This is a genomic window from Caballeronia sp. dw_19 (genome assembly GCF_018449515.1).
Lineage (GTDB): Bacteria > Pseudomonadota > Gammaproteobacteria > Burkholderiales > Burkholderiaceae > Caballeronia.
Window position 1 is genome coordinate 35,227 of record NZ_JAAVUQ010000046.1, and the last position, 26,763, is coordinate 61,989.

The following is a 26,763-nucleotide window of genomic DNA, read 5'->3' on the forward strand; positions in this document are numbered from 1 at the left end:
CGCTTGCGCGGGGACGCCGCGTTTCCTTCGGATCATGAATCACTATGCCTGCAACCATTGCCCAAAGCAGAGCGGTGCCGCTGCGCAGCATCACGCAAATCCTCGCCGCCATGTTTTGCTTTGCAGTGGTCGATGCCCTGGCAAAGTCGGTCAGCCTGAAATACCCCGCTAACGAGATCACGTTCTTTCGGATGATCTTCGGCTTGTTGCCCGCGTTCGCGATGTGCATGCAAGGCAAACCCTTGAGCGAGCGGCTAAGGACACTGGATTTTCGCGCGCAGACACTCCGCGCGATTACCTTGCTTTGCGCACTCGGACTGTTCTTTGCGGGGTTGCCTTACGTGCCTTTGAGCGAAGCGGTTGCTATCGTCTATTCGGAGACGATCTTCGTGATCGTGCTGGCGCCCTTGCTTCTCAAGGAAACGCTAAGACGTCGTGATGCCGGTGCGGCCGCGATCGGTTTTATCGGCGTGCTTTTAGTCGTGCGTCCAAGCAGCGATCAGACAAGTTGGCTCGGCCCCGTGCTCCTTGTAGCCAGCGCGATTTTCGGGGCGTTGTCGATTCTGCAAATCAAACGTATCCGCGCATCGAACGATTCGAGTGTCACCGTGCTTTACTTCACCTTCATTGGTGCGGTCGTCAGCGGGCTTTCGCTCTTTTTCGCGTGGCAAACGCCGACGCTGGATTTCGTGGCCGTAATGGGCTTGCTCGGCGTCCTGGCCGGCACTGGGCAACTGCTGTTGACCATGGCGTTCCGACAAGTCGATGCAAGCGCGCTCGCACCGTATAACTACACCAGCATTGTCTGGGCAGCGATCTTTGGGTATGCGGTCTGGGGAGAGACAGTCGGCATGGTGTCGCTGATCGGTATCTTGCTGATTGTCGGAAGCTCGATACTGGTTGCTATCAGGAGTAAGCAGGCCGATGGTCCGCTGGTTTAATCAAGCGAACCGAAGGCCGTCTTAATCAATCGACAACCTCAACGCAAACGCCAGCAAGGCAATCGAGAACGTCCAGCGTTGCACGACTTGAGCGCGTGGATGGCTGCGCAGCCAGCGCGATAACCGTATGGCGGAAAACGCGAGCGTTGTGTCGAAAATCGCGCCGACAGCAACCAGCACCACGCCCAACTCAAGAACCTGCGCCCAGACCGCGCCCGCTTCCGGATGGACGAATTGCGGCAGCAGGACCGAACAGAACAGCAGCGCTTTGGGATTGAGCAGATTGCCCAGCACGCCCTTCGACAAGGCGGCGCGCAAGGTTGGGCGCGTCTTCGATCTCGCGCGGCTGTCGTCGAGACCGAACGCCGGCGAGCGAAAAATCTGGATCGCCACGTACGCCAGATACAACGCTCCCGCAATACGCACACCGTCGTATAGCCACGGCGCGCTACGCAGCAACGCCGCGACGCCAAGCGCCGACAACGTAACGTGCAGACTGCGGGCAATCGCCAGACCGGCAGCGGTCGACAGTCCGTGCCTCAAGCCATGCGATGAACTCCCCTGCAGGATGAGCGCCATATCCGGACCAGGAAGCGCATACACGACCGCGAGGGCCCCGATAAAGACGAGCAGCAATTGCAGCGAGACCATGATCCAACCTCCATTTCGAAGGTTTGATATTGCCGCTGATCGATGAGCGTTTTCTGGCGTAGTTGTGTCTGTTTTGAGGCGCGCTTAGGGGAAAACGCCAAGCGTCCAGTCTTGATGTCAGACAGTCGCCTCCGGAATCTCCCCCGCGCTTCTATAAACCGGCAAGCCGAGTTCTTCAGCCAGGCGGACATCGGCATCGGCGCCCTGGGACGCGCCGTCGATTCGATACACCGCGTGACATTGCCTTATCAGGCGATTCGCGACCGGGTATAAGAACGTTTCGCTGATCGGATCGCCCACCGCTTTGGAGCCTGCCGCAGCCGCTAGCGGAAGCGCTGCCCACTCGCCGATCATGGGCATATGTCCGCGCCGGTAGACCTGCAACGCAGCCTCTTCAAGCCGATGAAGATTGCCGGCAATCAACGCGGCATTCCCTTTTGTGCCGCTGCGATACGGTCCCGCGATGAGTATCAGTCGAGGTCTCACCACGCGCTCCTTTCAAGCACCGGGTTTAATGCAGCGAATTGCAGCAGCATGATGGTTTTCGCATCGACGATCTCGCCGCGACGCACCGCATCCAGCGCATCGTCGAGCGTCAATTCGATCACTTCAAGATCCTCGCCCTCCGCCTCCACGCCGCCGCCGTGTCCCACGCGCGTCGAAGCGTCGTACTCGGCGATGAAGAAATGCAGCTTCTCCGTGACCGAACCGGGGCTCATGTACGCTTCAAAAACCTTCTGCACATTGTCCACCCGATACCCGGTTTCCTCTTCCGCTTCGGCGCGGATCCGCTCCTCAGGCGAGGCGTTGTCGAGCAACCCGGCGGCCGCCTCGATCATCATGCCGTCGTGGCCATTGACGAACGCGGGCAACCTGAACTGCCGGGTCAGCACGACGGTTCGCCGGTCGCGGTTGAACAACAGGATCGTCGCCCCGTTGCCCCGGTCGTAGGTCTCGCGGCTTTGACGCTGCCACGCCCCGTCGCGGCGCTGGAAGTCGAACGTCGTCTTCTTCAGCACGTACCAGTCGTTGGACAGAACCGTTGTGTCGACAATGCGAACCCTGTCTTTTGTAGCCACCATCTTGTCAGCTCCACATCGCGCAAAAGGAGCAGTCATGGTATCGTGCAGATTCGTGCAATATCAAGATATTTCGTGTAAACGCCATGCTGACATCTCAACGCAAGAAAGCGATCCTCAAGACCCTGGCGCGTGATGGACAAGTGCTCGCCAAACAACTCAGCGAGACGTTCGGGGTATCGGAGGACACGGTGCGGCGCGACCTGCGCGAGTTGGCCGCCGAGGGATTGCTGCAACGCGTTCACGGCGGCGCGCTGCCCGCTTCTACGGCCGTGGCGCCGTTCGCCGAGCGCCGGGGCCTGGAGTCGGCGGCCAAGCGCGCGATCGCCACAGCGGCGGCGGCCATGATCGAAACCGGGCAGGTGGTGATCATCGATGGCGGCACGACTTCCGCCGAACTCATCCGCCAGATCCCGCAGGATTTATCGGCCACGGTGGTGACGCATAGCCCGAGTGTCGCTGTCGGGCTGGTCGATCATCCGTTGATCGAGGTGATTGTCATCGGCGGCCGGCTTTTCAAGCATTCAATCGTGACGGTCGGCGCCGCCGCCGTTGAAGCGATGTCGCATATCCAGGCCGATATCTATTTCATGGGCGTGACCGGCGTGCATCCGACTGCGGGCTTGAGCACCGGCAATTTCGAGGAAGCGTTTGTAAAGCGCGCGCTTGCCGCTCACGCGGCGGAAACGGTTGTGCTGGCTTCATCCGACAAGATCAACGCTGCGTCGCAGTATGTGATCGGCGGCATCACGCTGGCTCAGACGATCATTGTCGAGCGGGAAACAGAGCTTGCACTGACCCAGCCGCTAGAGGACGCAGGTATGACGATAGTGCGGGCTTGATCGGGAACAAGCAGAGAACAAGGGGTCCTGTCGCATTTAGCGTTCTCACTCGTTCCGACTAGAACTGCCCGCTTGCAAGCATGGCGTCCAGGCACGCTTGCGGGCCGCCCACGACAATACGGGCAGTGCACGCCAGCATCAGATTCATGTTCAAGCCGAAGTCTTCGACCAGGAAACCATTTGCGCAATACGCGGCGGATTCGTCCGTCTTTACCGATACGCGCTCGAGCAGCGATCGGTCGTCGTCGATATACGCCCATATCGGCTTGCCGAGCGCAGCAGCAAAACCGACTTCGAACGCGGTTCCGCTGTCCGGCTCGCCCGCTCCGCGAAAGTCGTTGAGGTTGGCGAGGATGATGTCGGCGGAACGAATGGCGTCCATGTTTGCGCGGCAGATCCACTGCGCTTTTGCGCGGGGCTCAAGCTCGTCGGGAACCTGTCCGTCGAGCGGATAGAGACCGATCATCCCGCGGCCCTGGCAGAGCGCTTTCAGATGCTGGCCGTGACTGAGCGCGTCGCTGCGGAAAACGTCGAAGCCCGCGAGGTAGACGCGCGGGGTGGCCGCGGCGCGCTCGATGGGTAAAGGGGCGGGTGCAAAATGCCCTTCGCGCACTTTGCGTCGAACCCGGTTCAATTGCTTATGAACCGACGCCACCAGTTTTCCGGTGCGCATCGCAATTTCCTCGACGCTTAAGCCCTGGTCGACCAGTTCGATTAAAGTCAGTTGCTTCTTGGTTGGCCCGCGCATTGCTCTCCTCATATACCGCTTTCGGCAGACATTCCCCGACACGGGCGTAAGTAGAATAGCGAACGCGGGTCAAGTCAAGAACCCCGTTGTGTGCGCTCAAAACATAGGATACGACAGTGCCCGGAAAGTCTGCGACCTCGACGCAATCCGCTGTCGGTTGACGCCCTTTAGAGGGATAGCGAGGTCGAGCGTCGTGATTCAGGTAGCCGCCTTCCATGATCCAGCTCCCTGTCAAACCGTCCAGGTCCGGACAAAGGACACATCACGTTGCTGATACATTTGTGGCCGATGGCGGTGATGGAGATCCTGTTATTCTGTTTTTATCGCGCTGTGGCTACGCATGAGGGTGTGATGCACCCGTGACCACCAGCGCCGCTTTCGCGGGCTGGAATTTGCCGTCTTACTTCGTTGGGCACGTTTGGTGGAAACCTGCCTAACCCGTAGTGCGCCGATAAAGCCTCTCAATGCCGCGCACTATCAGCCCAAGGCGGCCTCGGGGCGAACTTCCTGTTGATTTCCCCCGGAAACTGACCCACTTTTAGTCTAAGCGGGTCTGTTTTGCGTGGCCATCAACAGCCGGGATATGAAGCTCCCGCGCGTCCGGATGGCTAGCAGTTGGCAATCACGGCACATTCACGAATCCCGATCAGCGACGAAGCCACGACAAGGCGTGTCCGTTGTCGGCTTATGATGGAATCTACGCTTTCCCAGCGTGCTGTCGGTATGGAAGGCATCGGGACACTCCGCCTTCAATTTTTCGATCGTCATGTCAATATGCTCAATGCCGATCTTTGATGCGTTAATCAATTCTGTTCGATGAGGATAGCTGATCATTATGGTCTCTCACTTACCGGGAAGGTTTGCTACGCAATGGAACTTGTCAAAGGTTGTTCGCTGCAAGTGCCAGTGCGCATTGACTGGATACATCGTATAGGCAGTCATTTAGGGAAAATTGCGTCGCGGCCATCGAACGCATACGGTGGACTTCGTGCCTGTATTCCGACTGTCGGGTCACCGACGCACCGCGGTACAAGGCGGTTCGACTACTTAGACCGCGCGAAGACCAGGCGGCGAACTGCGGATGGAATAGCAAGGCCTTGGGGCATGGGTCGTCAGTACTACCAGTCGCCGAAAGGCTGCGGATAGCCATAGACGACCGGCGCAGGCGCAAGGACAGGCGGCGGTGCGTACATTGGCGCGGTCGCAAAGCCGACCGCCTGTGTGATTTGATTTCCCTTGGACGCCATGCATTGCGAATAAGCGGCGTCGTAGCGGGCTTGCAGACTGGCCGAGGTGGCTTGAGCCCCGTTGGCGCCCGCAGCGCTGCCAAGCAGCAAGCCAGCGCCAGCGCCAATCGCCGCGCCGATACCGGCATCGCCCGCTGCCGCGCCGAATAGCGCGCCTGCCGCCGCGCCGCCTACGGTGCCGATCGCCCCGCTGCGTAGACCGTCGTTGGCCGCCGCCGATGGTTGCGAGGCATTGTCAGAGCGGAACGCATAATCCCTGCACGCGTAATCTTCCTGCTGGAATTTGCTCAGCGGCTCTCCTTTCGGCGGCAACGCGACCACGGTCGGGCCGGTGGGAGGAATGACGGCGCACCCGGCCAAGGTGAGGGCGATCAAGCATAGAGGTGTTGCCGCGCTCGCGAGTCGTAGACGTTTCATGATGTCGATATCCAATAGTGAGTACATGGATGACACTGTGACGTCGAAGAATTAGCGTTGAATTACCTCACGGCGAGTGAGGATCCTCTTGCCAGGCCCAATGACGGGTCTTCTGCCATTGCCGTCGGTCGCTCGGCGACGGCAGAGCGACCGCTGTGGTGGACGCCAATTCGATGGGGCGGAGCTAGACAGTGCCTGGCTACTCGAGACACCGGATAGGCCGGCCTTGCTGGTTCTCAAGCGCGGCGAGATTCATTGCGAGCAGTATTGGCTGACCGGGGACCGGATGTGCAGTGGATCTCATGGCCGGTCGCGACGCGCTTCATTTCCATGCTCGAAATCGAACCTGGAAAGCATCTCGGAGACCGCCGCTGTCGCAGAAGCCAAACCCCGTCGGGCACCCCGTTCGTCAATTTTCACGTCGAACGGGAATGCTAGCCGTATGGCGACGGTGGCAGGTGCGGCGTGTCGAGAATGGATCCCGAGCCGCCTAGCCGCCCGCCCCGATTACCGTCGGACGGCCGTTGTGCAAACCAATGATTTGCAGCGGCATATGGGAATGGTTGTGATCGTCCATTACGTAAGTACCGCCCAGCAAAGACGGCATCCGGGTGGTCTTCAGCGCCTCCTCGATATCGGCCGGCTTGTCCGACCCGGCACGGCGTATTGCATCGACGATCAGATAAGTTGCTTCGTAAGCGTAGAACGGCAACTGATTCGGTACCAACCCATATTTGGATTCATAGGCATGGACAAAATCCTGCACTCCCGGCGTTTCGATGGCCGGGGAAAACATTGAAACACTGGCGGCATTGTCGAGCCCACCCGAGGCGATGAAACCGGGGGATACCGCCTTGGCGACGGCCGAAAAGTCGATGCGCCCGGTCAACGGCACCTTCCAGCCGGACTTTTCGTAAGCCTGGAAGAACGGCGCGGTGGAAGCGTTGAGAATCGGCACCACGTGATCGGGGTTGATCTCCTTGAGCTGTTGCAGCACGGGTTCGAAATTCGTGGTGCCGCGCGCCACGGTGATGCTGGTCACAACCTGTATTCCCAGCTCGCTTGCCGCCCGGGAAAAGCTCTGCGAATTCGCGTTATTGAAATAGCTATCGTCGCTGATGATCGCAACACGCTTCGCGCCCTGTCTTTTCAACCAGCCCATCATGCCGCGAGCAATATCGAGTTCGGACGGAATGGTCTTGAACACATAAGGATTACCACCGACGCCCGACGCTTCCACGAAGTCCTGCAGCGACGAGATCTCGATCACGAGCGGAACCTTCTCTTCCTGCGCCACCGGCATGATGGCATGCGTAACGGCGGTCAACAGCGCACCGATCATCACCGACACATGCTCCTGTTCGATCAACCGATGCACGGCCTTGATGCCGGTCGCGGGATCGGATGCATTGTCGCCATAGAACGCCTCGACGGGACGTCCGAGTACGCCGCCGGCTTCGTTGATCCGCTCAAGCGCCAATTCGATACCATACTGCTCGGTCTGGCCGCGCGCCGCGTCCGAGCCGCTAAGCATCGTCGTTACACCAATGCGCACGGGGTTTTCGGCAAGAGCAGGAGCAGCGGCAAGCATTGCCGCGACCAGGAGGACCGTGAATTGTGTACGTTTCATGATTGCCCAGGTGTCGATGGATGCATTGAATATAACTGCATTACGAGTTTAACGAATGACCGGCCCGCTCGTGCGGAACCGGCGTTGGAATGCCCGTCCCGAAGCAGACATACGGACAAAGACAGGGAGCGACCCAGACCGTTACCGGTCACTCGCATCAGCGCGGGGAGGCCCCCTGTCGTTGCCTTAAAGCGGCTGGAGTCGGAACCGTCCCGGTGAAGGATCATTCAAGGATGGGTGGGCGGCAGGAATTCGCGTGAAAGCCGCCGTTGCGGGGTGGTCGTAGTTGTATCGGGCGGTCGCTCGTGTGATCGGATATCGATGCGTGCTGCCCGCAAAGCCGGTCATGTTGAAGAGGCGCGTTAACGTCATATTTAATATTGCATAAATGCCTTTCATCGACAAAACTAAAGGCAGGCTGACTTTGTCGGGGGCAGATCGATGCTGCCAGGCAACTTGTTTGTCCAGACGCCTGCAAAAGGCAATGATCATTGCTTCCAGCGCGACGTCGTATGCGCATTGCGTACGATGTTCGCTTCGTTCGTGGTGGCAGGTGGCGTTTCCACCGCGCAGGCCGCGTGCGCTCCCGACGGGCAAGGCGGCGTTACCAATACCGGCGGGACCTGTACGGTCGTCCCTCCCGTCAACCGGATCACCGCAACGGGTAATGGGACGACTACGGCGGCTGGCGTCACGCTATCCGTGCCGTATGGCGTCGCGGTGACGGCTTCGGGAGGAGCGTCCGTCAGCCTCGGTCAGGATGACGTCGCTGGGCCGTCGATTATTTCGGCTCCCAACGGCGGTGGCCTCGTCGGCCTGTTTGCGACCGGGGTGTCCAGCCAGATCACAGCGGATGGTCTCAACATCGGCCTTCCTTCGGGGGGCGGGAACGTCGCAGCGAGAGCAACCGCCGGTGGCCACATTACATTCCTGAATAGCGCCACTATCGCCTTTTCGCCAGGCGGCGGTGGTGGCACGGGCTTGCTAGCCGACGGCGCGGGCAGCCAGATTACAGGCGCCAACGTCACCGTGACGGGGGCGGGCGGTGGCGGAGATTTCGTCGCCCACAGCAACAACGGTGGAGATATCGCGCTGACGGGCGGCGCACTCAGCCTGGTGTCTCCTGGCGGCGGTGTCGTCGGCGTGCTGTCGGAAAACGGCAGCACGTTCACGGGCAATGGTGTCGCGATCAGCGTGTCCGGCTCGGGCGGAAATGTCGCGGTGAAGTCCGCCAGCAATAGCGATATCGCGTTGACCGGCGGTTCCGTCACATTGAACGGGACGAGTGGCGAAACCGGCTTGATGGCGCAGGGCGCAACGATCACGGCGGTGAACGTACCGATCAACGTGACGGCCAACCAGTCATCGGCCGCTACCGTACAAGGCGGTGGCACGCTCGCAATCACTGGCGGTCCGGTGACGGCGTCGGGTAGTGGAACGTTCGGACTGCTAGTCAATGGCGCGGCCAGTGCCACCAATACGCTTGAACTCAACGGTACGACGCTCAGCTCCACGGCCGACTCGCTGCACGTGAACGGTGCCAACGCGAACATTGCGGTGACCGGATCGACTATCACCGACAACAACGGCGTCCTGCTCAGTACCACTGGGTCTGCGTCGGCAACGACTTTCGACGCGGGCGCCTCGACCCTGAGCGGCGCGGTTACCACCGGTTCCGGCACGACGTCCGCCGTCACGCTGCACGACGGTACCGAGTGGACGGTCACGGGCAATTCCAACGCGACCAGCCTCGCCAACAATGCGAGCAGCATCCTGTTCGCGGCGCCGGCTGGCGACCCCACCCAGGCCACAAGTTACAGGACCGTGACTGTGGAAAGCTATACGGGCTCGGCAGGCGCTATCACGATCAACAGCTATCTGGGTGCCGACGGTTCTCCGTCAGACAAGCTGGTCGTGAACGGGGGCGCCGCCACCGGGACGACGGATCTCACGGTCCGCAACGCCACCGGCCCCGGTGCCGAGACGCAGGCCAACGGCATCCAGGTCGTGCAGACACTCAACGGCGGCATGACCGCGTCGGGTGCTTTCGCATTGACCGACAGGTTGCGCGCCGGCGCCTTCGACTACTTCCTGTTCCATGGCGGCGTCGGCGGCAGCAGTCCCAATGACTGGTTCCTCCGCTCAAGCTTTGTCGCCCCGGAGCCGGAGACGCCGGGACAACCCGGAACGCCCTCGCCGCCGACACAACCAGGAACACCTTCGCCGCCAACACAACCAGGAACGCCCGGAACACCGTCACCACCGGGACAGCCCGGGACGCCGGGAACGCCTTCGCCACCCACGCAACCGGGAGTGCCGCAAACACCTTCGTCGCCGGAAGAAGCCTTTCCGGTCAACCCACCCCCCAATCAGCTATCCCCAGGCGCCACCTATCCGATCATCGGACCGGAGTTGGCCACGTATGGCGTGGTACAACCGGTTGCCCGGCAGATGGGGCTTACCATGCTGGGCACGCTGCACGAGCGTATCGGCGACACATTGACGGCAGACAATGCCGGCGCCGGCAGCGAGGGCTGGGGTCATTCCGCCTGGGGCCGTTTCTTCGGCCAGCAGATCGACAACCGCTACGAGGCCTTCGCCGATCCCCGGGCGAGCGGTCAGTTGATCGGCGTGCAGGCCGGAATCGACGTCTGGCGCGGCAGTTTCATTCCCGGCCATCGCGACGTCGCCGGCGTCTACTTTGCGTACGGCAACAGCAATCTCGACGTGGATGGACTCGTCACCAACGCGACGGCAACCGCCTATGTGCCAGGCCGCACCGGCAAGCTGAATCTCGACGCGTATTCCGGCGGGGCCTACTGGACGCATTACGGGCCCGGCGGCTGGTATCTCGACGCGGTGCTGCAAGGTACGTCCTACCAGGGCGAGGCCACGACGCAGTCCGCCAGGCTGCCCACCACCGGCAATGGCTTCCTGACATCGCTGGAGGCGGGCTATCCCGTGCCGCTGCCGTTCGGACCGCGTTTCGTGCTGGAGCCGCAGATCCAGGTCATCTGGCAACGCGTCAGCTTCAGCGACGAGAATGACGGGCTGGGCCCGGTCGATCTCGGCTTGACCACGGGCACCACGGGCCGGCTCGGCCTGCGCGGCCAGTGGACCATCGATCGCGACAACGGCGAGGTCTGGCAGCCCTATGGGCGCGTCAATCTCTGGCACGACTGGGGCGGGGCCGCAACGACGCTGTTCGGCGCTGATCGGGTATCGCTACTGGAAGAAGCCACGCGGCTGGAACTCGCGGCTGGCATCACGGCGAAAATCAACCTTCGCCTGAGCCTCTATGCTCAGGCTGGTTATCAGTTCGCCGTCGGCGGAAGCGACGGTGGCCGGCGTCAGGGCGTTCAGGGTGATATCGGACTCCGATACAGCTGGTGATGGCCTTCCGGATGGCCGCACACTGCGACCGCATCATCAAGGGGTTCGTGCCGGATGGCCGGATGGTCGGGACTTCGAATCGAGCTTTTATACGCCCGGCTCGAAGTCTCTCGACCGGACCACTGGCGCGCATGGCTCGCTTGGCCGCGTCGAGCGACGCCGCCAAGGCTCGCTTCTAGTCGTGGCATTCCATCAGCGACAGTCTGCTGAACTCTGTCGGCAACCTCAGGCATCCGCATTGGCAATATCGCGACCGGGCGGCGATGCTCCCGGTCCACGCACCGGCAGACGGATGCGTCGCATTCGCGAAGATCAGTTCGACTTCACTGAACTGCGCCTCGAAGACAGGACTGCGGCGGCTGTACAACGGTTGCCATCTTCAGATCGCTTATTGCAGGCTCGCGCCTCGTGACAACGCGCTCGTGATCACCACCCCGGCGGATTTTGCAAAAGGGCCCTTTGGCGGCTGGCAGCGGCCTGTCCCGGCTTAAAGCCTCCGCCAGCCTTCCGGCGCACCTCGCACTCCATGCAGTGAGTGCATCCAGACGATAACAACAATGCACTGGAATTATTACAAGCTTACCGTCAAATTGAAGACGCAAGCACCGTCTTGTAAGTCAGCAGGACGAATCGACAAGCCTTTGCGTGGAGATGGTGAGGCTGTCGATTCCGGCACAAAGCCACCAATCAAGTAGAAAGCGATACTCAAAAAAGCGGAGACAATATGAGGAAGTTGAGCAAGTGGCGTTATGCCTTGCTGCCGGTCGCGTTGGCTTGTCAGCAAGCCCATGCGCAATCGAGCGTCACGTTGTATGGCGTTGTCGATGAAAGCGTCCGCTACATGACGAACGCCAACAAAGCGGGTGATTCAAGCGTGGCACTTGGCAATGGCGGTCTGACGCAGAGCCGCTGGGGCCTGAAGGGTGTCGAGGATCTGGGGGACGGTTGGTCGACCTTCTTCAAGCTTGAAAATCGATTCGACATCAATAACGGTCAAAGCGATCCCACGTTGCCGTATTTCAACGAGGCACAGGTCGGAATACGTTCGAGTACATATGGTCAGGTCATCGTAGGTCGTCAGTACAACGTGATGATCGAAGGGATTACGATTGGCGGATACGGCAGCAATCCGTGGGTTCCGTATGACTTCAGCTTCCAGCCCGAGGTGACAATGACCGGCGGGATCTGGACGAGCAATCAGGTCCAGTACCAGTTTCATGCTCACGACCTCATGGTCTCGACGGCCTATGCGTTCGGTGGTGTTGCGGGTCACATGTCGTACGGCAGCGAGATGGGCGTGGCCGCCGCCTACGCGCCGGCGGGCGGTCCGGTCTCGCTGGGTGGCGCCTATAAGGAATCGAAAGACTCCGTCAACGGCAGCGATTCGAAGTCATGGACCTTCGGAGGATCGTACACATGGGACAAGACGCGATTTGCGCTGGGGTACATCGTTGATCAGAACGATGCCGGCTTCTCCAATTTCGCTAACGGGCCGTTCACGGCTGCCGCGCTGACAGCGCTCAAGTACACCGACTTTTCAAAGCGTCGGATGATCATGGGAGGCGTGACGCAGCAGGTGGGTAACGCGTGGCACTTTGCGGCGAACGTCTGGCGTACGCTGCAGGATGGCAAGACCCAATCGAAGGACGGGTCAGCGTGGCAGTATCAGCTGGTGGCCGACTACAACTTGTCCAAGCGTACTGACGTGTACGTGGAAGCAGATTACTCGCAATACCGGGGAGACCTGATCGGCGCGCAATTGCAAGGTGTCAACGGCGTCGGGCTGGCTCAGAAGGGTACGCAGGTGGGCGCGATGGCAGGTCTGCGTCACCAGTTCTAACGTTACTGCTGTTACTGCTGCCCGGCTCAAAACTGCGGCGCCCGGCATTTTGCCGGGCGCCGCAGTTTTTGATCCGGCATTCCAGAAACAACGTTCCCGGAATTAAAAGCGTTTTCAACCGATCGCAGATTGTTGCAGACGCTTATGCGAGCGTTGCGGATTGAGCAGCATGAATCCTGCTGCGCCTACCACGACCAACAGCACGCCGGTGGCGGCAAAGCCCAACTCATATCCTCGATTGTTCGCCACCACGCCGAGCACCTTGCCCATCGCCGCAGGGGCAATCAACCCCGCCAACGTTGCAATTGAATTCGTGATCGCCAGCATCGCGCCGCGCCGTGAGTCCGGCGTGACTTCGGCTACCAGCAGCGGGCCGAACGTGAACGCCTGGAGGGCCAGCGCGCTCGCCAGTGCCATCAGCGCCACTTTTGCGAACGGCGGGGCATCGACATACAGCATGCAGTACGCCATTCCACTCACAACGCATGCGCTGCTGACCAGCGCGCCACGCGCCAGCCGCGACGACACGCCGCGTGCGAGCATCCGATGCGACAACATGGCCAGCGCGAGCCCGATGGGAATTTGTGCCGCCACTTGTAGCGCGAAGAGCCAGCCCGCCTCGGTGGCGCTGAACCCGAGCGCCACCCGAAAATAGCTGGGTACCCAGGTCACGCCGATCGCTATCACCGAATAGCCGACAAGCCCCTGCAGCAGCACGCCGATCACGGTCCGGTCGGTGAGAAGGCGCCTATAACTCACACTCGAGCGGACCGGCGACCAGCCGGCGCGCAGCGCATTCCCGAGCGGCTGGCGGCGGTGCGCGTCGCCGCTTTTTCCCACGCCCAGCCAAAGGATCGTCCACATGACGCCGACCACGCCCAGCGATAGAAAAGCCGCGTGCCAATACCAGCGTTGAGCGATAAAGGTGAGCACCGGCCCCGCCAGGATGATGCCGGTCGTGGCGCCTTGCTGGACGATGGTGGTCGGCAGGGCGCGTTCATGATCCTCGAACCAGGTGTACACAACGTGAAGCGCGAGCGGCGACGCCGGCCCTTCTCCCGCACCAAGCAGGATTCGACAGGCCAGCAGCACGGCGAAGCTGGTTGGCCACGCAAGCGGCAATTGCGCGATCACCCACACCAAGGCAAGGCCGGCCATCAGCCATTTCACGTTGAGGCGGTCGGCAACCAGCCCGACGCTGATTCCCGACAACGCGAAAAGCAGGAAAAACGCGCTTCCGACAATTCCAAACTGCGCATGCGTCAGTTGCATGTCTCGCATGAGTGGTAGCGCGACGAGGCCCAGCACTGCCTTGTCGGCGAAATTGATCGCCATGAAAAGAAAGAGCGACGCTACGATCACCCAGCGCCGACGGTTGGTTGTTGCCACGGGTGCAGAGCGGTCCAACACGAATCCGGAATCTTTTGCTTCAAACATTGAATGCTCCTGAGAATGCCCTGACAGGGGGTAACGAACTCGTCGTTCCCCGACGCGTTACCGATAACGATGACAGCACGTGGACACGGTGGCGGACAAGGCGGGTTTTGGAGCGGTGCGCAATGAGGTGGTTTTCAATAACGTCTCCTGTGTGCGGCTCTGTATTGAGCTTATCGAAGCGGTCCTGGCCGCACGTTTGCGCCCATTTGAGGTGGTATAACGCAATAGTTCAAGTGCAATATCTTTATCGGGAAGTTGCAAACAATGCATGAAATCAATTCTCGCCGGCTCTCTCACGTGGTTGCGCTGGCTGAGGAAGGAAGTTTCGCCCGCGCTGCCAGCCGCGTTCATTTGAGCCAGCCCGCGCTGAGCCGCAGCATCCAGGCGCTTGAGGACGAACTCGGCATGAAGCTCTTCGATCGTGCCGCGCGCGGAGTCGCGCTGACGGCTGCCGGCCGCCTTCTGGTCGAGCGCGCCCGGCGTGTCCTGTTCGAAACACGGTGCATGTTTCGTGATGTCGAGTTGCTCAAGGCACACGAACTCGGCGAGGTGAAGATAGGCTTGGGGCCCTACGCGGCTGTCGTGCTGTTGCCAGACCTGCTGGTTGAGTTTTCACGGCGCTTTCCCAAGATCAAGGTGCTGATCGAGTTGAGCGAAGGCGATGAACTCATGCAGAAGCTTCGCGCGGAACGGGTCGATTTCGTGGTGACGGACCGGCGCGTTCCGCCCGTCGCGCCGGACCTGGCGTTGCACCGGTTGCCGCGTCATGAAGGCGGCTGGTTTGCCCGGCCGGATCATCCACTGCTCGTGCGCGGCCCGGTGGCGCTCTCCGCGCTGCGTGAGTTTCCGCTCGTTTCCGTGTCGCTGCCTGGGTTTATGAAAGACGCGCTGCATCGCCTGCTCAAGTATCGCGCGCACGAGGAAATTCCGTTGCAGGTCGAGTGCAATGACGTCGCCGTGCTCAAGGAGGTCGTGGCCAGAACAGATGCTGTGCTGTTCGCGACGGCCTCGGCCGTCCGGCGCGACCTGGAGGCCCAGCGCCTCGCGCGCATTTCGCTCACCCATCCGCCGAAACTGAGCCTTGACTTCGCCCTTGTATCCCTGGCTGAACGGACCCATTCGCCGGCAGCCAGCGCGGCGTTGGCGTTGACCGAAAAGGTCATGGACGACGCCAATACGGCCGCGCGCGGATTGATGTAACCGCGCCGCGCGCAGGCATAGGGCTTTCCCTTGGGCGGGTTGACAAAGCGCCGGCGTTCACCGAGGATCCGGAATCCAGATTCCGTTTTATGCAACGTCGCTCACCAGGCCCCATGACCCGACCCCAGGCACGCAGTCGCACAGCAGTTGAATCCGCCCTCGCGGTGCCGCGGCAGGCGCGCAGCCAGATCGGGCTGGAGAAGATGTTACAGGCTGGCCGCGAACTGATTGAGGCGAGTGGCAACCTGGACGATCTGTCCATCACGGATATCGTTGAACGCTCGGGCACCTCTATTGGCGCGTTCTATCGGCGCTTTGACAGCAAGGACATGTTTTTCGACGTGGTGCTCGACCGCGCAATGACCGAAGGTCGCAACCGTGTTCGCGACATGGTCGCCAGCGGGCCCGAATGGGGCTCGGGCGACGCACGGGCGGTCGCGGACGCGATTGTCGAGATGTACGTGCAGTCGTTTCGCCGCAACCGCGGACTATTCCATGCGTCGCTGTTACGCGTGTCGCGACCGAGAGCGACGTGGGACGTCGTCAAGGAAGCAAACCGCGACGTGCTGGCGTTGATCGTGCCGCCGCTTGTCGCTGCGATCGTGAAAGAACGCGATGCAAAAAAAGCGGATGCAAGTTCGATCGAGTTCGAGGTACAAGCCGCGCTTCAACTGATCCTGGGGATGCTGGTCAACATCGTCCTGAACGACCCGGGCCCGTTGTCGCTGGCGAGCCGCCGTCTCGCGCCCTGGCTCAAGACACAGTTTTGCCGTTGCCTGATTTTGACCACTCCCTGATTTTTTCATCAAAAACGGAATAAGAATTCCTATTCCGATGTTATTTTTAGACTGCCGCAAGGAGACATCCATGACCTCATGTTGCGCTGGCATATCGCGCCAACCCGCTTTTGACGCGCCACACGTTGGCGAGCCGCTTGATGTCGCGTTCGACGCCGGCGTGAACCTCGCCTTCGCGATCGCCGCGCCGACCGTGCCGCCGCGCCTGACGGAACATTCGCAGCGCATGGCTCAGCGTATCTACCGCGTGGCGGAGCGTGTGTACTGTGCTGTCGGCTATGCGATTGCGAACATCATCTTCGTGGTCGGCGACGACGGCATCGTGGTTATCGATACAACCGAAGCGGTATCGGCGGCAAAGCGTATTTATGAGGACTTCTGCGCAATCGATCCGCGCCACGCGCAATTGCCGGTGAAGGCGGTGGTGTATACCCACAACCACACGGACCATACGGGCGGCGTGCGTGCGTTCGCCGATGAGGCGCAACTCGCGGCGGGAAGCGTCGAGATCATCGCGCACAGCTCGCTGATGGAAACGGTCATCAACAACGCGAACCTGGTCGCGCCTATCCTGGCCGCGCGCTCGGCGTACAGCTTCGGCACGCTGCTGCCCGCAGGCGCGACCGGCAAGGTCAATGCAGGAATCGGGCCGGTACTGATTGCCGAACCGGCGAGTTTTCTCGCGCCCACGCGCGTGTTCGACGATACCCTGGACATCGTGCTCGCCGGGGTGCGTTTCGAGTTCCGCTATGCGCCATCGGAGGCCGATGACGAGATCGTGATGTGGCTGCCCGAGCTCGGCGTCCTGCTGTCGGCAGAGGTGATCCAGGGCGAGTGTCTTGCGAACGTGCATACGCTGCGCGGCACGCGCTATCGCGATCCGGTGCGCTGGTATCGCACGATCGACATGATGCGCGACTTCCATGCGGTGCATATGGTGCCGGCGCATGGCCGTCCGGTGTCGGGCAAAGCGGCCGTGGCGGATGTATTGTCCGTGTATCGCGACGCGATCCAGTTCATCCACGACCAGGCGATCCGCCATATGAATCGCGGCATGACGCAGGACGAACTCGCGGAGACCATTCCATCGCTGCCGCCGCATTTGGCCGAGCACGCGTGGCTGGGCGAGTACTACGGCACGGTCAAGCATTCCGTGCGCCAGGTGTACACCGGACAACTGGGGTGGTTCGACGGCGATCCCGCTTCTCTCGATCCATTGCCGCGTGGAGAGCGGGCTCGTCGCACGGTCGCCATGATGAACGGTTCCGAAGCCGTGCGCGCGGCCGCCTGGGTGGCTATCGGTGACGGTGACTGGCGCTGGGCTGCCGAGCTTGCCACGTTACTCGTGCGACTCGATATAACGGATAACGACGCACGTACGATCAAGGCTGAGGCGTTTCGCCAGTTGGGGTATCGCACCGAGAACACGAATTGGCGCAACTGGTACTTGAGCGCGGCGCGCGAGCTGGAACATGCTTATGACGACCTGCCGTTCGCGGGCGGCGGGGGACTCGCGTCAATGGACGTGATGCGCGCGCAACCGCTTGGCAACGTGTTACAGCGCCTCTGCGTCTGCGTCGATCCCGCGCTGTCTGCCGATGTACACATGATCCTCGTGCTGCGGCTGACGGACCGGGACGCCACGTTTGCGCTCGAATTGCGCAAGGGGGTGCTTCAGGTTCACGAGCGCCCATGGCCCAATGCTCACCTCCAGCTTGCACTCGATACCGCCACGTTCTACACGATGCTGCGCGACATCGCGGGCCAGGTGCCGGAACTGCTTGAAGCAGGAACCGCTGCGCTCGAGCGCGGAAACATCGATCAACTGAATGCGTTTGTCAGCTGCTTCGATCGGCCATCGCGACGCTTGCCCGCGCTCGCGGCACGTTAGACATCGAGGAGAAGTACGATGAGAAGCAGAATGGAAAGAACCTGGTTGAAAGCCTATCCACCCGGCGTTCCCACGGATATCGACCCGGCGCGATACCGTTCGCTACCGGACCTGCTCGACGAGAGCTTCGAGGCGTTTGCGTCGCGGCAAGCGTTTGCCTGCATGGGCCGGACGCTCACGTATGCGGAACTCGACGTGCAGTCGCGAAATCTCGGCGCGTGGCTGCAATCGAAAGGGCTCGCCCGGGGCGCGCGGGTCGCGATCATGATGCCGAATGTGCTGCAATATCCGGTGGCAATGGCGGCTATCCTGCGCGCCGGTTATGTGATCGTGAACGTCAATCCGCTCTATACGCCGCGCGAACTCGAACATCAACTGGCCGACAGCGGGGCCGAGGCGATTGTCCTGCTCGAACCATTCGATGCAGTCCTGCAGGCGGTCCAACGCAACACGCGGGTGTTGCATGTCGTGGTGACGTCGATTGGCGAGATGATGGGCGTGTCAATGGCAGCATCAGACTCGCTCACGTCCGACGGCCAGGCGCCTACCCCGCGCACCGGTTTCTGGGACGCGTTGGCGCAAGGCGCCCGCAGCCCGTTTGCGCGTGCCGATCTCAAGCCCGACGACCTGGCTGTGCTGCAATACACCGGCGGCACGACGGGCGTTTCCAAAGGGGCGATGTTGCTGCATAGGAACCTGATTGCCAACGTGCTTCAGAGCGAAGCGTGGCGCGAGCCGTTGACGCGGGAGCGTCCCAATGCCGATCCGATTGTCACCGTGGTCGCCTTGCCGCTGTATCACATCTTCGGGCTGACGGTATGCGCGTTCCTGACCATGCGGGCCGGCGGACTCGGTGTCCTCATTCCGAATCCACGCGATATTCCCGCCATGATAAAGGCGCTGCAGGGTTACGCGATCAACTCGTTCCCGGCCGTCAACACGCTCTACAACGCGCTGTTGAACGACCCGGGGTTCGCCACGCTCGATCTGTCCCGGCTACTGCTTGCGAACGGCGGCGGCATGGCAATCCAGCAAGGGGTCGCGGCGCGCTGGTTTGAGAGGACGGGCAAGCCGATCATTGAAGGCTATGGACTGTCCGAGACTTCGCCGTGCGCGACAAGCAACCCGTCCAACGGTACTGCGTTCAGCGGTTCCGTGGGCGTGCCGCTGCCTTCGACTTTCATCGCGATTCGCGACGACGACGGGCGTGATGTTGCCAACGGTGAGCCCGGCGAAATTTGCATTTTCGGACCGCAGGTGATGGCCGGCTATTGGAACCGCCCCGATGAAACCGCCAGCGTCATGACGCCCGACGGCTACTTCAAATCCGGCGACATCGGCATCATGGATGAACGCGGCTTCGTAAGGATTGTCGACCGCAAGAAGGACATGGTCATTGTGTCCGGCTTCAACGTGTATCCGAACGAAATCGAGGACGTGGTCGCCTCGCATCCTGGCGTGTTCGAGGTCGCGGCGATCGGTGTGCGCGACGAACATTCGGGCGAGGCGGTGAAGCTTTTCGTCGTGCGTCGTGATCCGGATCTCTCTGAGGGCGACATCCTGGCATTTTGCCGGGAGCGGCTGACTGGTTACAAGAGACCGAAGGCCGTCGAGTTTTGCGATGATCTCCCCAAGAGCAATGTAGGAAAGATCTTGAGGCGCAAGCTTCGCGACAGGGAAGGTTAGGAAACGGGTGTCATCGGCTGAGTCTGAATCAGATCGGACTCAGCCGGAAGCGGACCGTCGAGCACGGGTCAGCGAGTGTTGTAATCAAATTTCAAAACGCGATGGTGCTGGCCCCGGCACATAAAAAGATTCCCATCGCCTCATCGATGCTGCGAACCAGTCGCAGCCGCACCAACATCTTCTTCGTTTGCCGATCCTTCACCAGGGACAACGGCGCCCTCGCTTGAATTCGAGGCTTTCTCCGTCGGCAGTGGACTTCATTGGCACAGTGGCCGCTTTAGTGCCAATCAGGCGAAATGGCCGCAAGCAGCGCCCGTCCCATGCACCGCTCGCAATCGCCTGACATAAGCCAAGTATAGAATACCGGCTTATTCGGCTAAAGCGCTCGGATGGGCGCCCACGCCGTGACGAGCAAACTTGACCCGGTAGTCGCGCATAAAACGAAACGATCCATGGATACGAAAATAGCGCCGTTTAGCTTGCCTCGCTGGCGATTTACGACCTGGTTATGTTATTCCGGGCCCGACGTACCAGATGACATCCGGGTCGCGCTGATCGGAAGCCTGTTCGGCACGCTGCCTATTTTCGCCGGTGGCGTCCTTAATACCATCGCTGTCTCGGTCGCGATCGCCCTGCGCGAACCCTCGGCGGCATTTATCGCCTGGGTGGTGATCGAAGTCGTCCTGTGCAGCGCACGCCTGATCTTGTTGGTCGCGGCGCACCGTGCAGCGAGGCGCGGACAGCCGACCTTCACCGATGTCTATCTGCTCCTCGGCGTTCTTTGGGGTGCAAGCGTGGGTTACGGCGCATTTATCAGCATCCTGAGCACGGACTGGATCGCCGCCACGCTCTCCTGCTTGTCCGCTGCCGCGATGGTCGGGGGCATCTGCTTCCGGAATTTCGGCGCGCCCCGACTGGTCGGGATCATGATTCTTTTGTCCCTTGGCCCGTGCTGTATTGCAGCGGCGATGTCCAGAGAGCTCATCCTGAGCCTGACGCTGATTCAGATTCCGTTCTACCTCGTCGCAATGAGCATTGCCGCATTTCGCCTCAACGGATTGCTTGTCTCGACCATGAAAGCGGAGCGGGAGAATGATCACCGTGCGCGCCACGACGCGCTGACCAGCCTGCCGAATCGCGCCGGGTTGATCCATGCGTCGCAGACCCGATACAAAACGGCGTCGGACAGTACCGTAAAAACCGCCGTTCTTTATATCGACCTGGATGGCTTCAAACCCGTCAACGACCGGTACGGCCACGAGGCGGGAGATCTGCTGCTGGTGATGATCGGGGGCCGTCTCAATGCATTGAAGGGACCGGAGGACATGGTGTTTCGCATTGGCGGTGACGAATTTGTCGTCACGTTCAGCGCGTCGAACTATGAGGAAGCGGCTGCATTCGCGGATCGCCTGATCAGCGAAATGTCTGCACCGTTTGCACTGACTGCGCATGTCTCGGTCAATGTGGGCGCGAGCATTGGCGTGGCATTGATTCCGGACCACGGCACCGACGTGCTGACGGCGCTCAATGCCGCCGACAAGGCGCTCAACGTCGCGAAGGCAATGGGAAAGTCGCGCTGGAGCCTTGCGTCCTAGACGGGGACTTCACGCCTTCTCTCACGTATCGGTTTCAGGGCAGACAAATCGATCGGGCCGCCCAGGTTGTCGTATTGCCGCTTGCAACGGATGTTCAAAGTAAGCTACTTAATACTTAGGCATCCTTTCTTCAGTATGTCCCGCCATTGCTGCAGTCGATCCGCACGCGACACCCTGGATTTATAGGCGGCCACAACCTATAACACCGTTCATCGTGCTGGTTAATACATCGCGTCTAAGTCCGGCATGGCTGGAAAACTCCCGTCATTCCCGTTCTTATGATGATTCTTCCTGCTTCATGACCCGCAAATCCTGAAGCAGGGGAAACCCCGGTCATTCAAACCGAGCCGCTAATAAGCCGCTAACAAGCCGGTAATCGTCGTTATCGACGCCGCTGCCTTAAGGTATTGCGAGGTTGACCGTCTCACGTGAGACGGTGTATCGGACGTAGGCGAGGTCCCGTTTGTGACGGTGAAGCCTTGGCGAAAGCACACCGCCCATGAGCATCGACCTTCGCGGTAACTCGATTCGTTCGGTGGACCGTCTCGCGCCACCCTTTTGCTCCAAGGAGAAATTCATGGACACGCCCATGGCTGTTTTGAAGCGGGCTTATCAGGCGTTCGGGCGCAACGACATCGAGGCAGTCCTCGAGTGCATCGCGCCGACGGTCGACTGGCGAGTCGTCGGACCCGCCTCGTTACCTTTTCCAACGCAATGCCGTACCCGGCAGGAGGTCGGGCAGTTCTTCAAGGAGCTGGCTGCGGACGGCGAGATCACGGTGTTCGAACCCCGGGAATTTATCGACGCGAACGAGCATATTGTCGTTCTCGGGTTTGTCCGGGTAATGCTTAGCGAAACCGGCAAGCCATTCGAGTCGGAGTGGGTTCACATCTGCACGGTCAAGGACGGGTTGTTGACGCGCTGGATTGAGTTCTTCGATACGGCCGCGCGTTTGACAGCGTAGCGGCAGCGATTGCTTCGGCCTCGGGCGCGGCGCACGCCAGCGTGGTGCCGCACCGCACATGATTCGACCCAGCGAGCATAGCCCGCCCGCTTGGCATGTTCGCCGTTTTTTGGGCGGATTATGCCGGGCAATTGTCCGGCGCACTACACGAAGGCGGAAAATCGATGGTGAATCGCATCGCCGCTAGGCAATGGCATTCACCCTGTCGGACCTGCGTTCGCCTTCGCCAACTGGCTTCGATCCACCGTTCAGCCACGCCATCTCCACGTGCAGGAGTTCCGACAAGCGACGGCAGTCGGCGGCTCGCGGCAGCGTGATACCCGCTCGCCACAGCGTGACATCCCCCTCCGTGACGCCCAGCGATTTCGCCACGCGCCCGGACGAAAGCCCGGAGCGCTTGATGGTCATGTCAAGCCTTGCGGCGAACGCGCGGCCCACCCGTTGGCTATCAGGGGCGTCGCTGACGTTGTGGTCGGAAAGGGAAGGTGCATTCATGAATGTCGCAGGACCTGATAAACGGTTACGGTGGTCGAACGGGGCACTGTACATGATGAAAGAGTCGCGTTGGTGACATTACATACCGCTCGCAAAAGCCGATGTGTCTGCGAGCGTACATAAGATGAAAGGTGCTTGTGATGATCTCCGCGCGCCCGTTTTCTTAATGACGTTTTGATGGCAACCGCACATTCTGACGATGTTTTCGAGCGTTCGCAGTTTCCATTGCACTTCTTGTGAAGCCGTCTGTCGAACTGGCCGACGACAAGCGCAATGCGTGCATTGCCTCGTCGGAGGGGCGTTCCGCGAAGTCGCCCGGCGGCTATGTTGATGTCAGGGTTGATCGCGGGAGTAAGGTGAGGGATGAGAGAAGCTGGATTTCGCAGGGGCAGCGGTTGCTGCTGGTTTTAGTACGAGGAGGACACATGGCAGTGAACTACGGGGTGCTCAAGGGCACTGTGACCGGTCATCTTCGCAATGCCGATGACGACCACTATCAAATTCTGGTCCACGCAGGAACGACGGTTTTTCGGATTGCGTCGAACGTAAAGTCGTCGGCGCCGCACGCGCCTTCAACAGTTCTGTTCGAAGAGCGGGATACGTTGCCCGATACGTTGACGAGCGGTCTGGGCGCGTTGACGCCCGGGTTCACCAAGTTGCCGTCTACGCCCGGCGGTCTCGCCATTGACTATGTGCGCAGCGGCCTGGTCGATATCAAGGCAATGACGCCCGTTCCCGCCGACGCACCCGGCTCGACGAACGATCTGAAAGACAAACTGGAAAGCGCGGTTGTTGCGGCGATGGCCATGGAAGGGTCGATCATTTACGCATTTGGATCGCGATGGGGTCCTGAAGAAAACAAGCCGGATCAGTATTTCAAATTCGTCCCGGGCAATGGCGTTCACGACATCCACATGAACCAGGGCAATGGCGGCCAGTACGAGCAGGATAACGGCGTGTATCAGGACGGCGCGCTGATGATCGCGTACGCGGACAACACATGGCGCGCGTTTTTCTTTGCGTTCCAGTCGCAGAGTTTCGATACCGACGACCAGGGCAATCCGATAGCGGGAGGGTGAACGCTGCGCAGGGCATCGTCGAAAGTCATCGCCGTCCGATGGCTTTCGACCTCCGCCTACTCCTTAAACCTTCTTCAAATAGCAGGCTTTCAGCATAAAGCTGCCGGCGTCCATCTTGCAGTCGACCTCGTGGTCGCCGCCTACCAGCCGGATGCTCTTTACCTTCGAACCCACCTTCAGCGTGATCGATGAGCCCTTCACTTTCAGGTCCTTGATCAGTACCACGGAGTCGCCGTTGGCCAGCACGTTGCCATTGGCGTCCTTCACCACTGCATTCGCGTCGTCATCGGTGGGCGCGGCTTCTGATGCTGACCATTCATGACCGCAATCTGCGCAAATGATGCGATCGGCGTCCGCGTAGGTATTCTCCATCGAGCATAGCGGGCAGGCTGGGAGTGTAGACATAGTTCCTTCAAATAATCGTAATAATCGAGGAGGCGCGAACGCGCTCCGGCGACCGGGATTATAAAGGGCTGGCTGACTGCGTCGTCTAAACCAAGCGTGCGCCACGCGAACCATCGCGCCCGACAAACGCCGGACCGAGATCGCCAATCCCCTGGCATCCGAGCAGCCGCAGCGAAATCAGCATCTCGTCCATCATCAGCGCGAGCACTTCGCTGGCCCCGGCTGCTCCGCGCGAAGCGAGTCCATACAACGGAGCACGCCCGAGCAACACGCCGCGCGCGCCTAACGCGACCGCCTTCAGTGCATCGCTGCCGCGCCGCACGCCGCCATCGATAAAAATCTCCGTCTTTCCGCGTACCGCCGCAACGATTCCCGGCAGCAACTCCAATGGTGCGAACGTGCTCCCCAACTGCCGTCCCCCATGATTCGATATCACCACGCCATCCGCGTCATGCGCCACGGCCAGCAGCGCGTCTTCCACACCCATGACGCCCTTGACGATCACCTTACCGCTCCAGTGTTGCCGTATCCACTCCAGATCCCGCCAGCCCAGCGTCAAGTCCATCTGCCGGCTCAGCATGGCGGCATGACGCGATAAATCCGCATGCTCGCCCACGCTCTTCGCGATGTTCTTCAATTGCGGGGAACCCGCGCGCGCCATCTGCCAGCACCAATGCGGATGCGTCAGGCAATCGGCGAGAAGCCTGGGCGACAGGCGCAACGGCAAGCGGAAACCATTGCGCGTGTCGTGATCGCGCTTGCCGTGCACGGGGACATCGACGGTGAGAACCAGCGTTGAATAACCCGCGGCCCCTGCGCGCCGCATCAAGTCTTCGGCAATGCCGCGATCCTGTTGCACGTAGAGCTGCATCCACAGGTCACCTTGCGGCGCGGCGGCGCGCACATCTTCCAGCAGCGACGTTGACGCTGTTGACAACACGAACGGCAAGTTCGCGCGGCTCGCGGCTTGTGCGAGCAGTTCGTCGGCGCGCGGCCAGAAGAGTCCGTTCAGACCTGTCGGTCCCACGATCAGCGGCGCGGCCGCTTCGCGTCCGAAAAATTGCGTAGTGCTTGAACAGCGCGACACGTCGTTGAGCACACGGGGTTTGAACAGCCACTGCCCGTACTCGTCGATATTGCGCCGCAACGCGTCGCCGTCTTCGGCGCCGCCCTCCAGGTAGTCGAACGCAAGCCGCGGCAGGCGCCGTTGTGCAGCGATCCGGTATTCAGCGACAGAGGCAAGCATCAATGCTCCACGAACTGGCAATCGACCATAAACGTGAGATTCGATTGCACTACAATTGAGATAATTACGATCCGATACCTTCAAAGCCCCCACAAGCATGTCCAAAAGCGCCGCTGGCACGCCCGAAGAGCCGAACGAAACGAGGGCCGCGCGCTCGTCGTTGTTCGTTGGATCGACTGAAAAAGCTTTCCAGGTCCTGCATGCTTTCGACGGTCCGAGCCGTCACATGACCCTCGTCGATATCGCCCGCGCGTCCGGTCTCGACCGCAGCGCGACGCAGCGCCTTGTTCATACGCTCGAAGCGCTCGGCTACCTTTATCGCGTGCCCGAAACGCGCAACTACGGCCTGACGACGAAGGTGCTGCAGTTCTCGTACAACTACGTGCGGGCCAACGAACTGATCGACAAAGCCTCGCCGTATCTGCTCGATATCAGTCGTCGTCTTGGCGAAACCACCAACCTGCTGGAACTCGATGGCCACGAGATCGTGTTTGTTGCGCGCTTTCCGGGGCAGCATCTGGTGAACATCGACATTGTGGTTGGTGCTCGTTTGCCGGCCATGTTCACTGCTGCGGGCATAGCAATCCTTTCGCGTTTGTCGGACGAGCGCGTGCGCGAGATCCTGGCGCAAACACGGCTCGACCCGCTCACGCACTACACAGAAACCCATCCTGACAAACTGCTCGAACGCGTACGCAAGGTCGCGCGACGGGGTTACGCGGTGATTGAGAACGAGACGGTACTCGGCGATATTTCCGTCGCGGCGCCGGTCACGGATCACGGTGGTATGGCCGTTGCCGCGATCAATATTTCGGTGCCGACGTCGCGGTGGTCGATCGAACGGGTGGAAGCCGAACTCGCGCAGCATGTGCAGGTCGCTGCGACCTCGATTTCGAAAGCGCGATTGGCGGGTTACAAGCGTTGAGGGGTTTTGGGGATTGGTCTTTGTTCGCACTTGGGGGTGATGGTGGGTTTTGGGGGGTTTGGGGGTTCTGGGCTTCTGGGGGCAAGGTCGGTTCTGGGGTTAGCGGTCGGGGTTGATGCCGGGTTGGTGCTTTCGGCCGTGGTGGTCTGCCTGAGTTGGATTTTCTCTTTATCACTATTAGCCACTGTGCGTGGCGGCACGTCATTTCTTTGTCCAAAGCGACAAAGAAACGAAGCAAAGAAAACGCTTTTAAAA

22 protein-coding genes are annotated in these 26,763 nt (G+C 60.6%); 12 read left to right on the forward strand and 10 right to left on the reverse strand.

Annotation, left to right across the window (positions count from 1 at the left end):
- Positions 1 to 44 precede the first annotated feature (44 nt).
- Complete coding sequence (locus tag HB376_RS35535) at positions 45 to 941, forward strand: DMT family transporter (protein ID WP_213768376.1); 897 nt, start codon at positions 45 to 47, stop codon at positions 939 to 941.
- A gap of 21 nt (positions 942 to 962) precedes the next feature.
- On the opposite strand, the gene HB376_RS35540 is transcribed toward HB376_RS35535, so the two are convergent.
- From HB376_RS35540 to HB376_RS35550, 3 genes are all read right to left on the reverse strand, one after another.
- Entirely contained in the window at positions 963 to 1,592 is a 630-nt protein-coding gene (locus HB376_RS35540; protein ID WP_213768377.1) for a LysE family translocator, read from the reverse strand.
- Positions 1,593 to 1,709: 117 nt separating this feature from the next.
- The gene (locus HB376_RS35545; RefSeq protein ID WP_213768378.1) at positions 1,710 to 2,078 is read right to left on the reverse strand and encodes a DUF4406 domain-containing protein; all 369 of its coding nucleotides are present in this window, start codon (positions 2,076 to 2,078) and stop codon (positions 1,710 to 1,712) included.
- The gene (locus HB376_RS35550; RefSeq protein WP_213768379.1) at positions 2,075 to 2,674 is read right to left on the reverse strand and encodes an NUDIX domain-containing protein; all 600 of its coding nucleotides are present in this window, start codon (positions 2,672 to 2,674) and stop codon (positions 2,075 to 2,077) included. Before HB376_RS35550 ends, HB376_RS35545 begins: the two co-directional genes overlap by 4 nt.
- An 83-nt stretch (positions 2,675 to 2,757) precedes the next feature.
- Between HB376_RS35550 and HB376_RS35555 the strand changes: the two genes are divergently transcribed.
- A complete protein-coding gene (locus HB376_RS35555; protein WP_213768380.1) occupies positions 2,758 to 3,513 on the forward strand; it encodes a DeoR/GlpR family DNA-binding transcription regulator in 756 nt (251 codons plus the stop codon).
- Positions 3,514 to 3,571: 58 nt separating this feature from the next.
- Here the strand turns inward: HB376_RS35555 and HB376_RS35560 are convergent, their stop codons facing one another.
- From HB376_RS35560 to HB376_RS35570, 3 genes are all read right to left on the reverse strand, one after another.
- On the reverse strand, positions 3,572 to 4,261 hold the full coding sequence (locus HB376_RS35560; protein WP_255631755.1) for a nucleoside 2-deoxyribosyltransferase: 690 nt from the start codon (positions 4,259 to 4,261) through the stop codon (positions 3,572 to 3,574).
- Between the two features lie 1,118 nt (positions 4,262 to 5,379).
- Positions 5,380 to 5,925: a glycine zipper family protein gene (locus HB376_RS35565; protein WP_213768381.1), complete on the reverse strand. Its 546-nt coding sequence runs from the start codon at positions 5,923 to 5,925 to the stop codon at positions 5,380 to 5,382.
- Between the two features lie 490 nt (positions 5,926 to 6,415).
- Complete coding sequence (locus HB376_RS35570; RefSeq protein ID WP_213768382.1) at positions 6,416 to 7,555, reverse strand: ABC transporter substrate-binding protein; 1,140 nt, start codon at positions 7,553 to 7,555, stop codon at positions 6,416 to 6,418.
- A 441-nt stretch (positions 7,556 to 7,996) separates the two neighbouring features.
- On the opposite strand from HB376_RS35570, the gene HB376_RS35575 reads away from it, so the two are divergent.
- Together HB376_RS35575 and HB376_RS35580 are read left to right on the forward strand one after the other, a co-directional pair.
- Positions 7,997 to 10,948 carry an autotransporter outer membrane beta-barrel domain-containing protein gene (locus HB376_RS35575; protein WP_255631756.1) on the forward strand — a complete coding sequence of 984 codons (2,952 nt, stop codon included), beginning with the start codon at positions 7,997 to 7,999 and terminating at the stop codon, positions 10,946 to 10,948.
- Positions 10,949 to 11,672: 724 nt separating this feature from the next.
- Positions 11,673 to 12,788 carry a porin gene (locus HB376_RS35580; protein ID WP_213768383.1) on the forward strand — a complete coding sequence of 372 codons (1,116 nt, stop codon included), beginning with the start codon at positions 11,673 to 11,675 and terminating at the stop codon, positions 12,786 to 12,788.
- A gap of 114 nt (positions 12,789 to 12,902) precedes the next feature.
- Here the strand turns inward: HB376_RS35580 and HB376_RS35585 are convergent, their stop codons facing one another.
- Positions 12,903 to 14,225, reverse strand: a complete 1,323-nt coding sequence (locus HB376_RS35585) for an MFS transporter (protein ID WP_213768384.1) — start codon at positions 14,223 to 14,225, stop codon at positions 12,903 to 12,905.
- 264 nt (positions 14,226 to 14,489) lie between these two features.
- On the opposite strand from HB376_RS35585, the gene HB376_RS35590 reads away from it, so the two are divergent.
- From HB376_RS35590 to HB376_RS35615, 6 genes are all read left to right on the forward strand, one after another.
- Complete coding sequence (locus tag HB376_RS35590; RefSeq protein ID WP_218627471.1) at positions 14,490 to 15,425, forward strand: LysR family transcriptional regulator; 936 nt, start codon at positions 14,490 to 14,492, stop codon at positions 15,423 to 15,425.
- 113 nt (positions 15,426 to 15,538) lie between these two features.
- Positions 15,539 to 16,222 (forward strand): TetR/AcrR family transcriptional regulator, encoded by a 684-nt coding sequence (locus tag HB376_RS35595; RefSeq protein ID WP_213768385.1) that lies wholly within the window; start codon positions 15,539 to 15,541, stop codon positions 16,220 to 16,222.
- Between the two features lie 70 nt (positions 16,223 to 16,292).
- Entirely contained in the window at positions 16,293 to 18,113 is a 1,821-nt protein-coding gene (locus tag HB376_RS35600) for an alkyl sulfatase dimerization domain-containing protein (RefSeq protein ID WP_213768386.1), read from the forward strand.
- Positions 18,114 to 18,143: 30 nt separating this feature from the next.
- Positions 18,144 to 19,799, forward strand: coding sequence for a long-chain-fatty-acid--CoA ligase (locus HB376_RS35605; protein WP_213768387.1), 1,656 nt, complete (start codon positions 18,144 to 18,146; stop codon positions 19,797 to 19,799).
- A 452-nt stretch (positions 19,800 to 20,251) separates the two neighbouring features.
- Entirely contained in the window at positions 20,252 to 21,394 is a 1,143-nt protein-coding gene (locus tag HB376_RS35610) for a GGDEF domain-containing protein (protein WP_213768388.1), read from the forward strand.
- Between the two features lie 577 nt (positions 21,395 to 21,971).
- On the forward strand, positions 21,972 to 22,358 hold the full coding sequence (locus HB376_RS35615) for a nuclear transport factor 2 family protein (protein ID WP_213768389.1): 387 nt from the start codon (positions 21,972 to 21,974) through the stop codon (positions 22,356 to 22,358).
- Positions 22,359 to 22,541: 183 nt separating this feature from the next.
- On the opposite strand, the gene HB376_RS35620 is transcribed toward HB376_RS35615, so the two are convergent.
- Positions 22,542 to 22,853: a hypothetical protein gene (locus HB376_RS35620; protein WP_213768390.1), complete on the reverse strand. Its 312-nt coding sequence runs from the start codon at positions 22,851 to 22,853 to the stop codon at positions 22,542 to 22,544.
- Between the two features lie 425 nt (positions 22,854 to 23,278).
- Here HB376_RS35620 and HB376_RS35625 point away from each other — a divergent pair, with 425 nt between their 5' ends.
- Positions 23,279 to 23,932, forward strand: coding sequence for a YukJ family protein (locus HB376_RS35625; RefSeq protein WP_213768391.1), 654 nt, complete (start codon positions 23,279 to 23,281; stop codon positions 23,930 to 23,932).
- Between the two features lie 63 nt (positions 23,933 to 23,995).
- Here HB376_RS35625 and HB376_RS35630 read toward each other — a convergent pair whose 3' ends face one another.
- Both HB376_RS35630 and HB376_RS35635 read right to left on the reverse strand, forming a co-directional pair.
- Positions 23,996 to 24,337, reverse strand: coding sequence for a zinc ribbon domain-containing protein YjdM (locus HB376_RS35630; protein ID WP_213768392.1), 342 nt, complete (start codon positions 24,335 to 24,337; stop codon positions 23,996 to 23,998).
- 85 nt (positions 24,338 to 24,422) lie between these two features.
- On the reverse strand, positions 24,423 to 25,583 hold the full coding sequence (locus HB376_RS35635; protein ID WP_213768393.1) for an alpha-hydroxy acid oxidase: 1,161 nt from the start codon (positions 25,581 to 25,583) through the stop codon (positions 24,423 to 24,425).
- Positions 25,584 to 25,680: 97 nt separating this feature from the next.
- On the opposite strand from HB376_RS35635, the gene HB376_RS35640 reads away from it, so the two are divergent.
- Positions 25,681 to 26,508 (forward strand): IclR family transcriptional regulator, encoded by an 828-nt coding sequence (locus HB376_RS35640; protein WP_213768394.1) that lies wholly within the window; start codon positions 25,681 to 25,683, stop codon positions 26,506 to 26,508.
- Positions 26,509 to 26,763: the final 255 nt, after the last annotated feature.

Coding starts and splice junctions, on each gene's coding strand:
- HB376_RS35575 (WP_255631756.1), top strand. CDS start 7,997: ATGCTGCCAGGCAACTTGTTTGTCCAGACGCCTGCAAAAGGCAATGAT.
- HB376_RS35535 (WP_213768376.1), top strand. CDS start 45: ATGCCTGCAACCATTGCCCAAAGCAGAGCGGTGCCGCTGCGCAGCATC.
- HB376_RS35595 (WP_213768385.1), top strand. CDS start 15,539: ATGACCCGACCCCAGGCACGCAGTCGCACAGCAGTTGAATCCGCCCTC.
- HB376_RS35590 (WP_218627471.1), top strand. CDS start 14,490: ATGCATGAAATCAATTCTCGCCGGCTCTCTCACGTGGTTGCGCTGGCT.
- HB376_RS35600 (WP_213768386.1), top strand. CDS start 16,293: ATGACCTCATGTTGCGCTGGCATATCGCGCCAACCCGCTTTTGACGCG.
- HB376_RS35630 (WP_213768392.1), bottom strand. CDS start 24,337: ATGTCTACACTCCCAGCCTGCCCGCTATGCTCGATGGAGAATACCTAC.
- HB376_RS35635 (WP_213768393.1), bottom strand. CDS start 25,583: ATGCTTGCCTCTGTCGCTGAATACCGGATCGCTGCACAACGGCGCCTG.
- HB376_RS35565 (WP_213768381.1), bottom strand. CDS start 5,925: ATGAAACGTCTACGACTCGCGAGCGCGGCAACACCTCTATGCTTGATC.
- HB376_RS35605 (WP_213768387.1), top strand. CDS start 18,144: ATGGAAAGAACCTGGTTGAAAGCCTATCCACCCGGCGTTCCCACGGAT.
- HB376_RS35625 (WP_213768391.1), top strand. CDS start 23,279: ATGGCAGTGAACTACGGGGTGCTCAAGGGCACTGTGACCGGTCATCTT.
- HB376_RS35585 (WP_213768384.1), bottom strand. CDS start 14,225: ATGTTTGAAGCAAAAGATTCCGGATTCGTGTTGGACCGCTCTGCACCC.
- HB376_RS35550 (WP_213768379.1), bottom strand. CDS start 2,674: ATGGTGGCTACAAAAGACAGGGTTCGCATTGTCGACACAACGGTTCTG.
- HB376_RS35610 (WP_213768388.1), top strand. CDS start 20,252: ATGGATACGAAAATAGCGCCGTTTAGCTTGCCTCGCTGGCGATTTACG.
- HB376_RS35555 (WP_213768380.1), top strand. CDS start 2,758: ATGCTGACATCTCAACGCAAGAAAGCGATCCTCAAGACCCTGGCGCGT.
- HB376_RS35580 (WP_213768383.1), top strand. CDS start 11,673: ATGAGGAAGTTGAGCAAGTGGCGTTATGCCTTGCTGCCGGTCGCGTTG.
- HB376_RS35620 (WP_213768390.1), bottom strand. CDS start 22,853: ATGAATGCACCTTCCCTTTCCGACCACAACGTCAGCGACGCCCCTGAT.
- HB376_RS35640 (WP_213768394.1), top strand. CDS start 25,681: ATGTCCAAAAGCGCCGCTGGCACGCCCGAAGAGCCGAACGAAACGAGG.
- HB376_RS35540 (WP_213768377.1), bottom strand. CDS start 1,592: ATGGTCTCGCTGCAATTGCTGCTCGTCTTTATCGGGGCCCTCGCGGTC.
- HB376_RS35615 (WP_213768389.1), top strand. CDS start 21,972: ATGGACACGCCCATGGCTGTTTTGAAGCGGGCTTATCAGGCGTTCGGG.
- HB376_RS35560 (WP_255631755.1), bottom strand. CDS start 4,261: ATGCGCGGGCCAACCAAGAAGCAACTGACTTTAATCGAACTGGTCGAC.
- HB376_RS35570 (WP_213768382.1), bottom strand. CDS start 7,555: ATGAAACGTACACAATTCACGGTCCTCCTGGTCGCGGCAATGCTTGCC.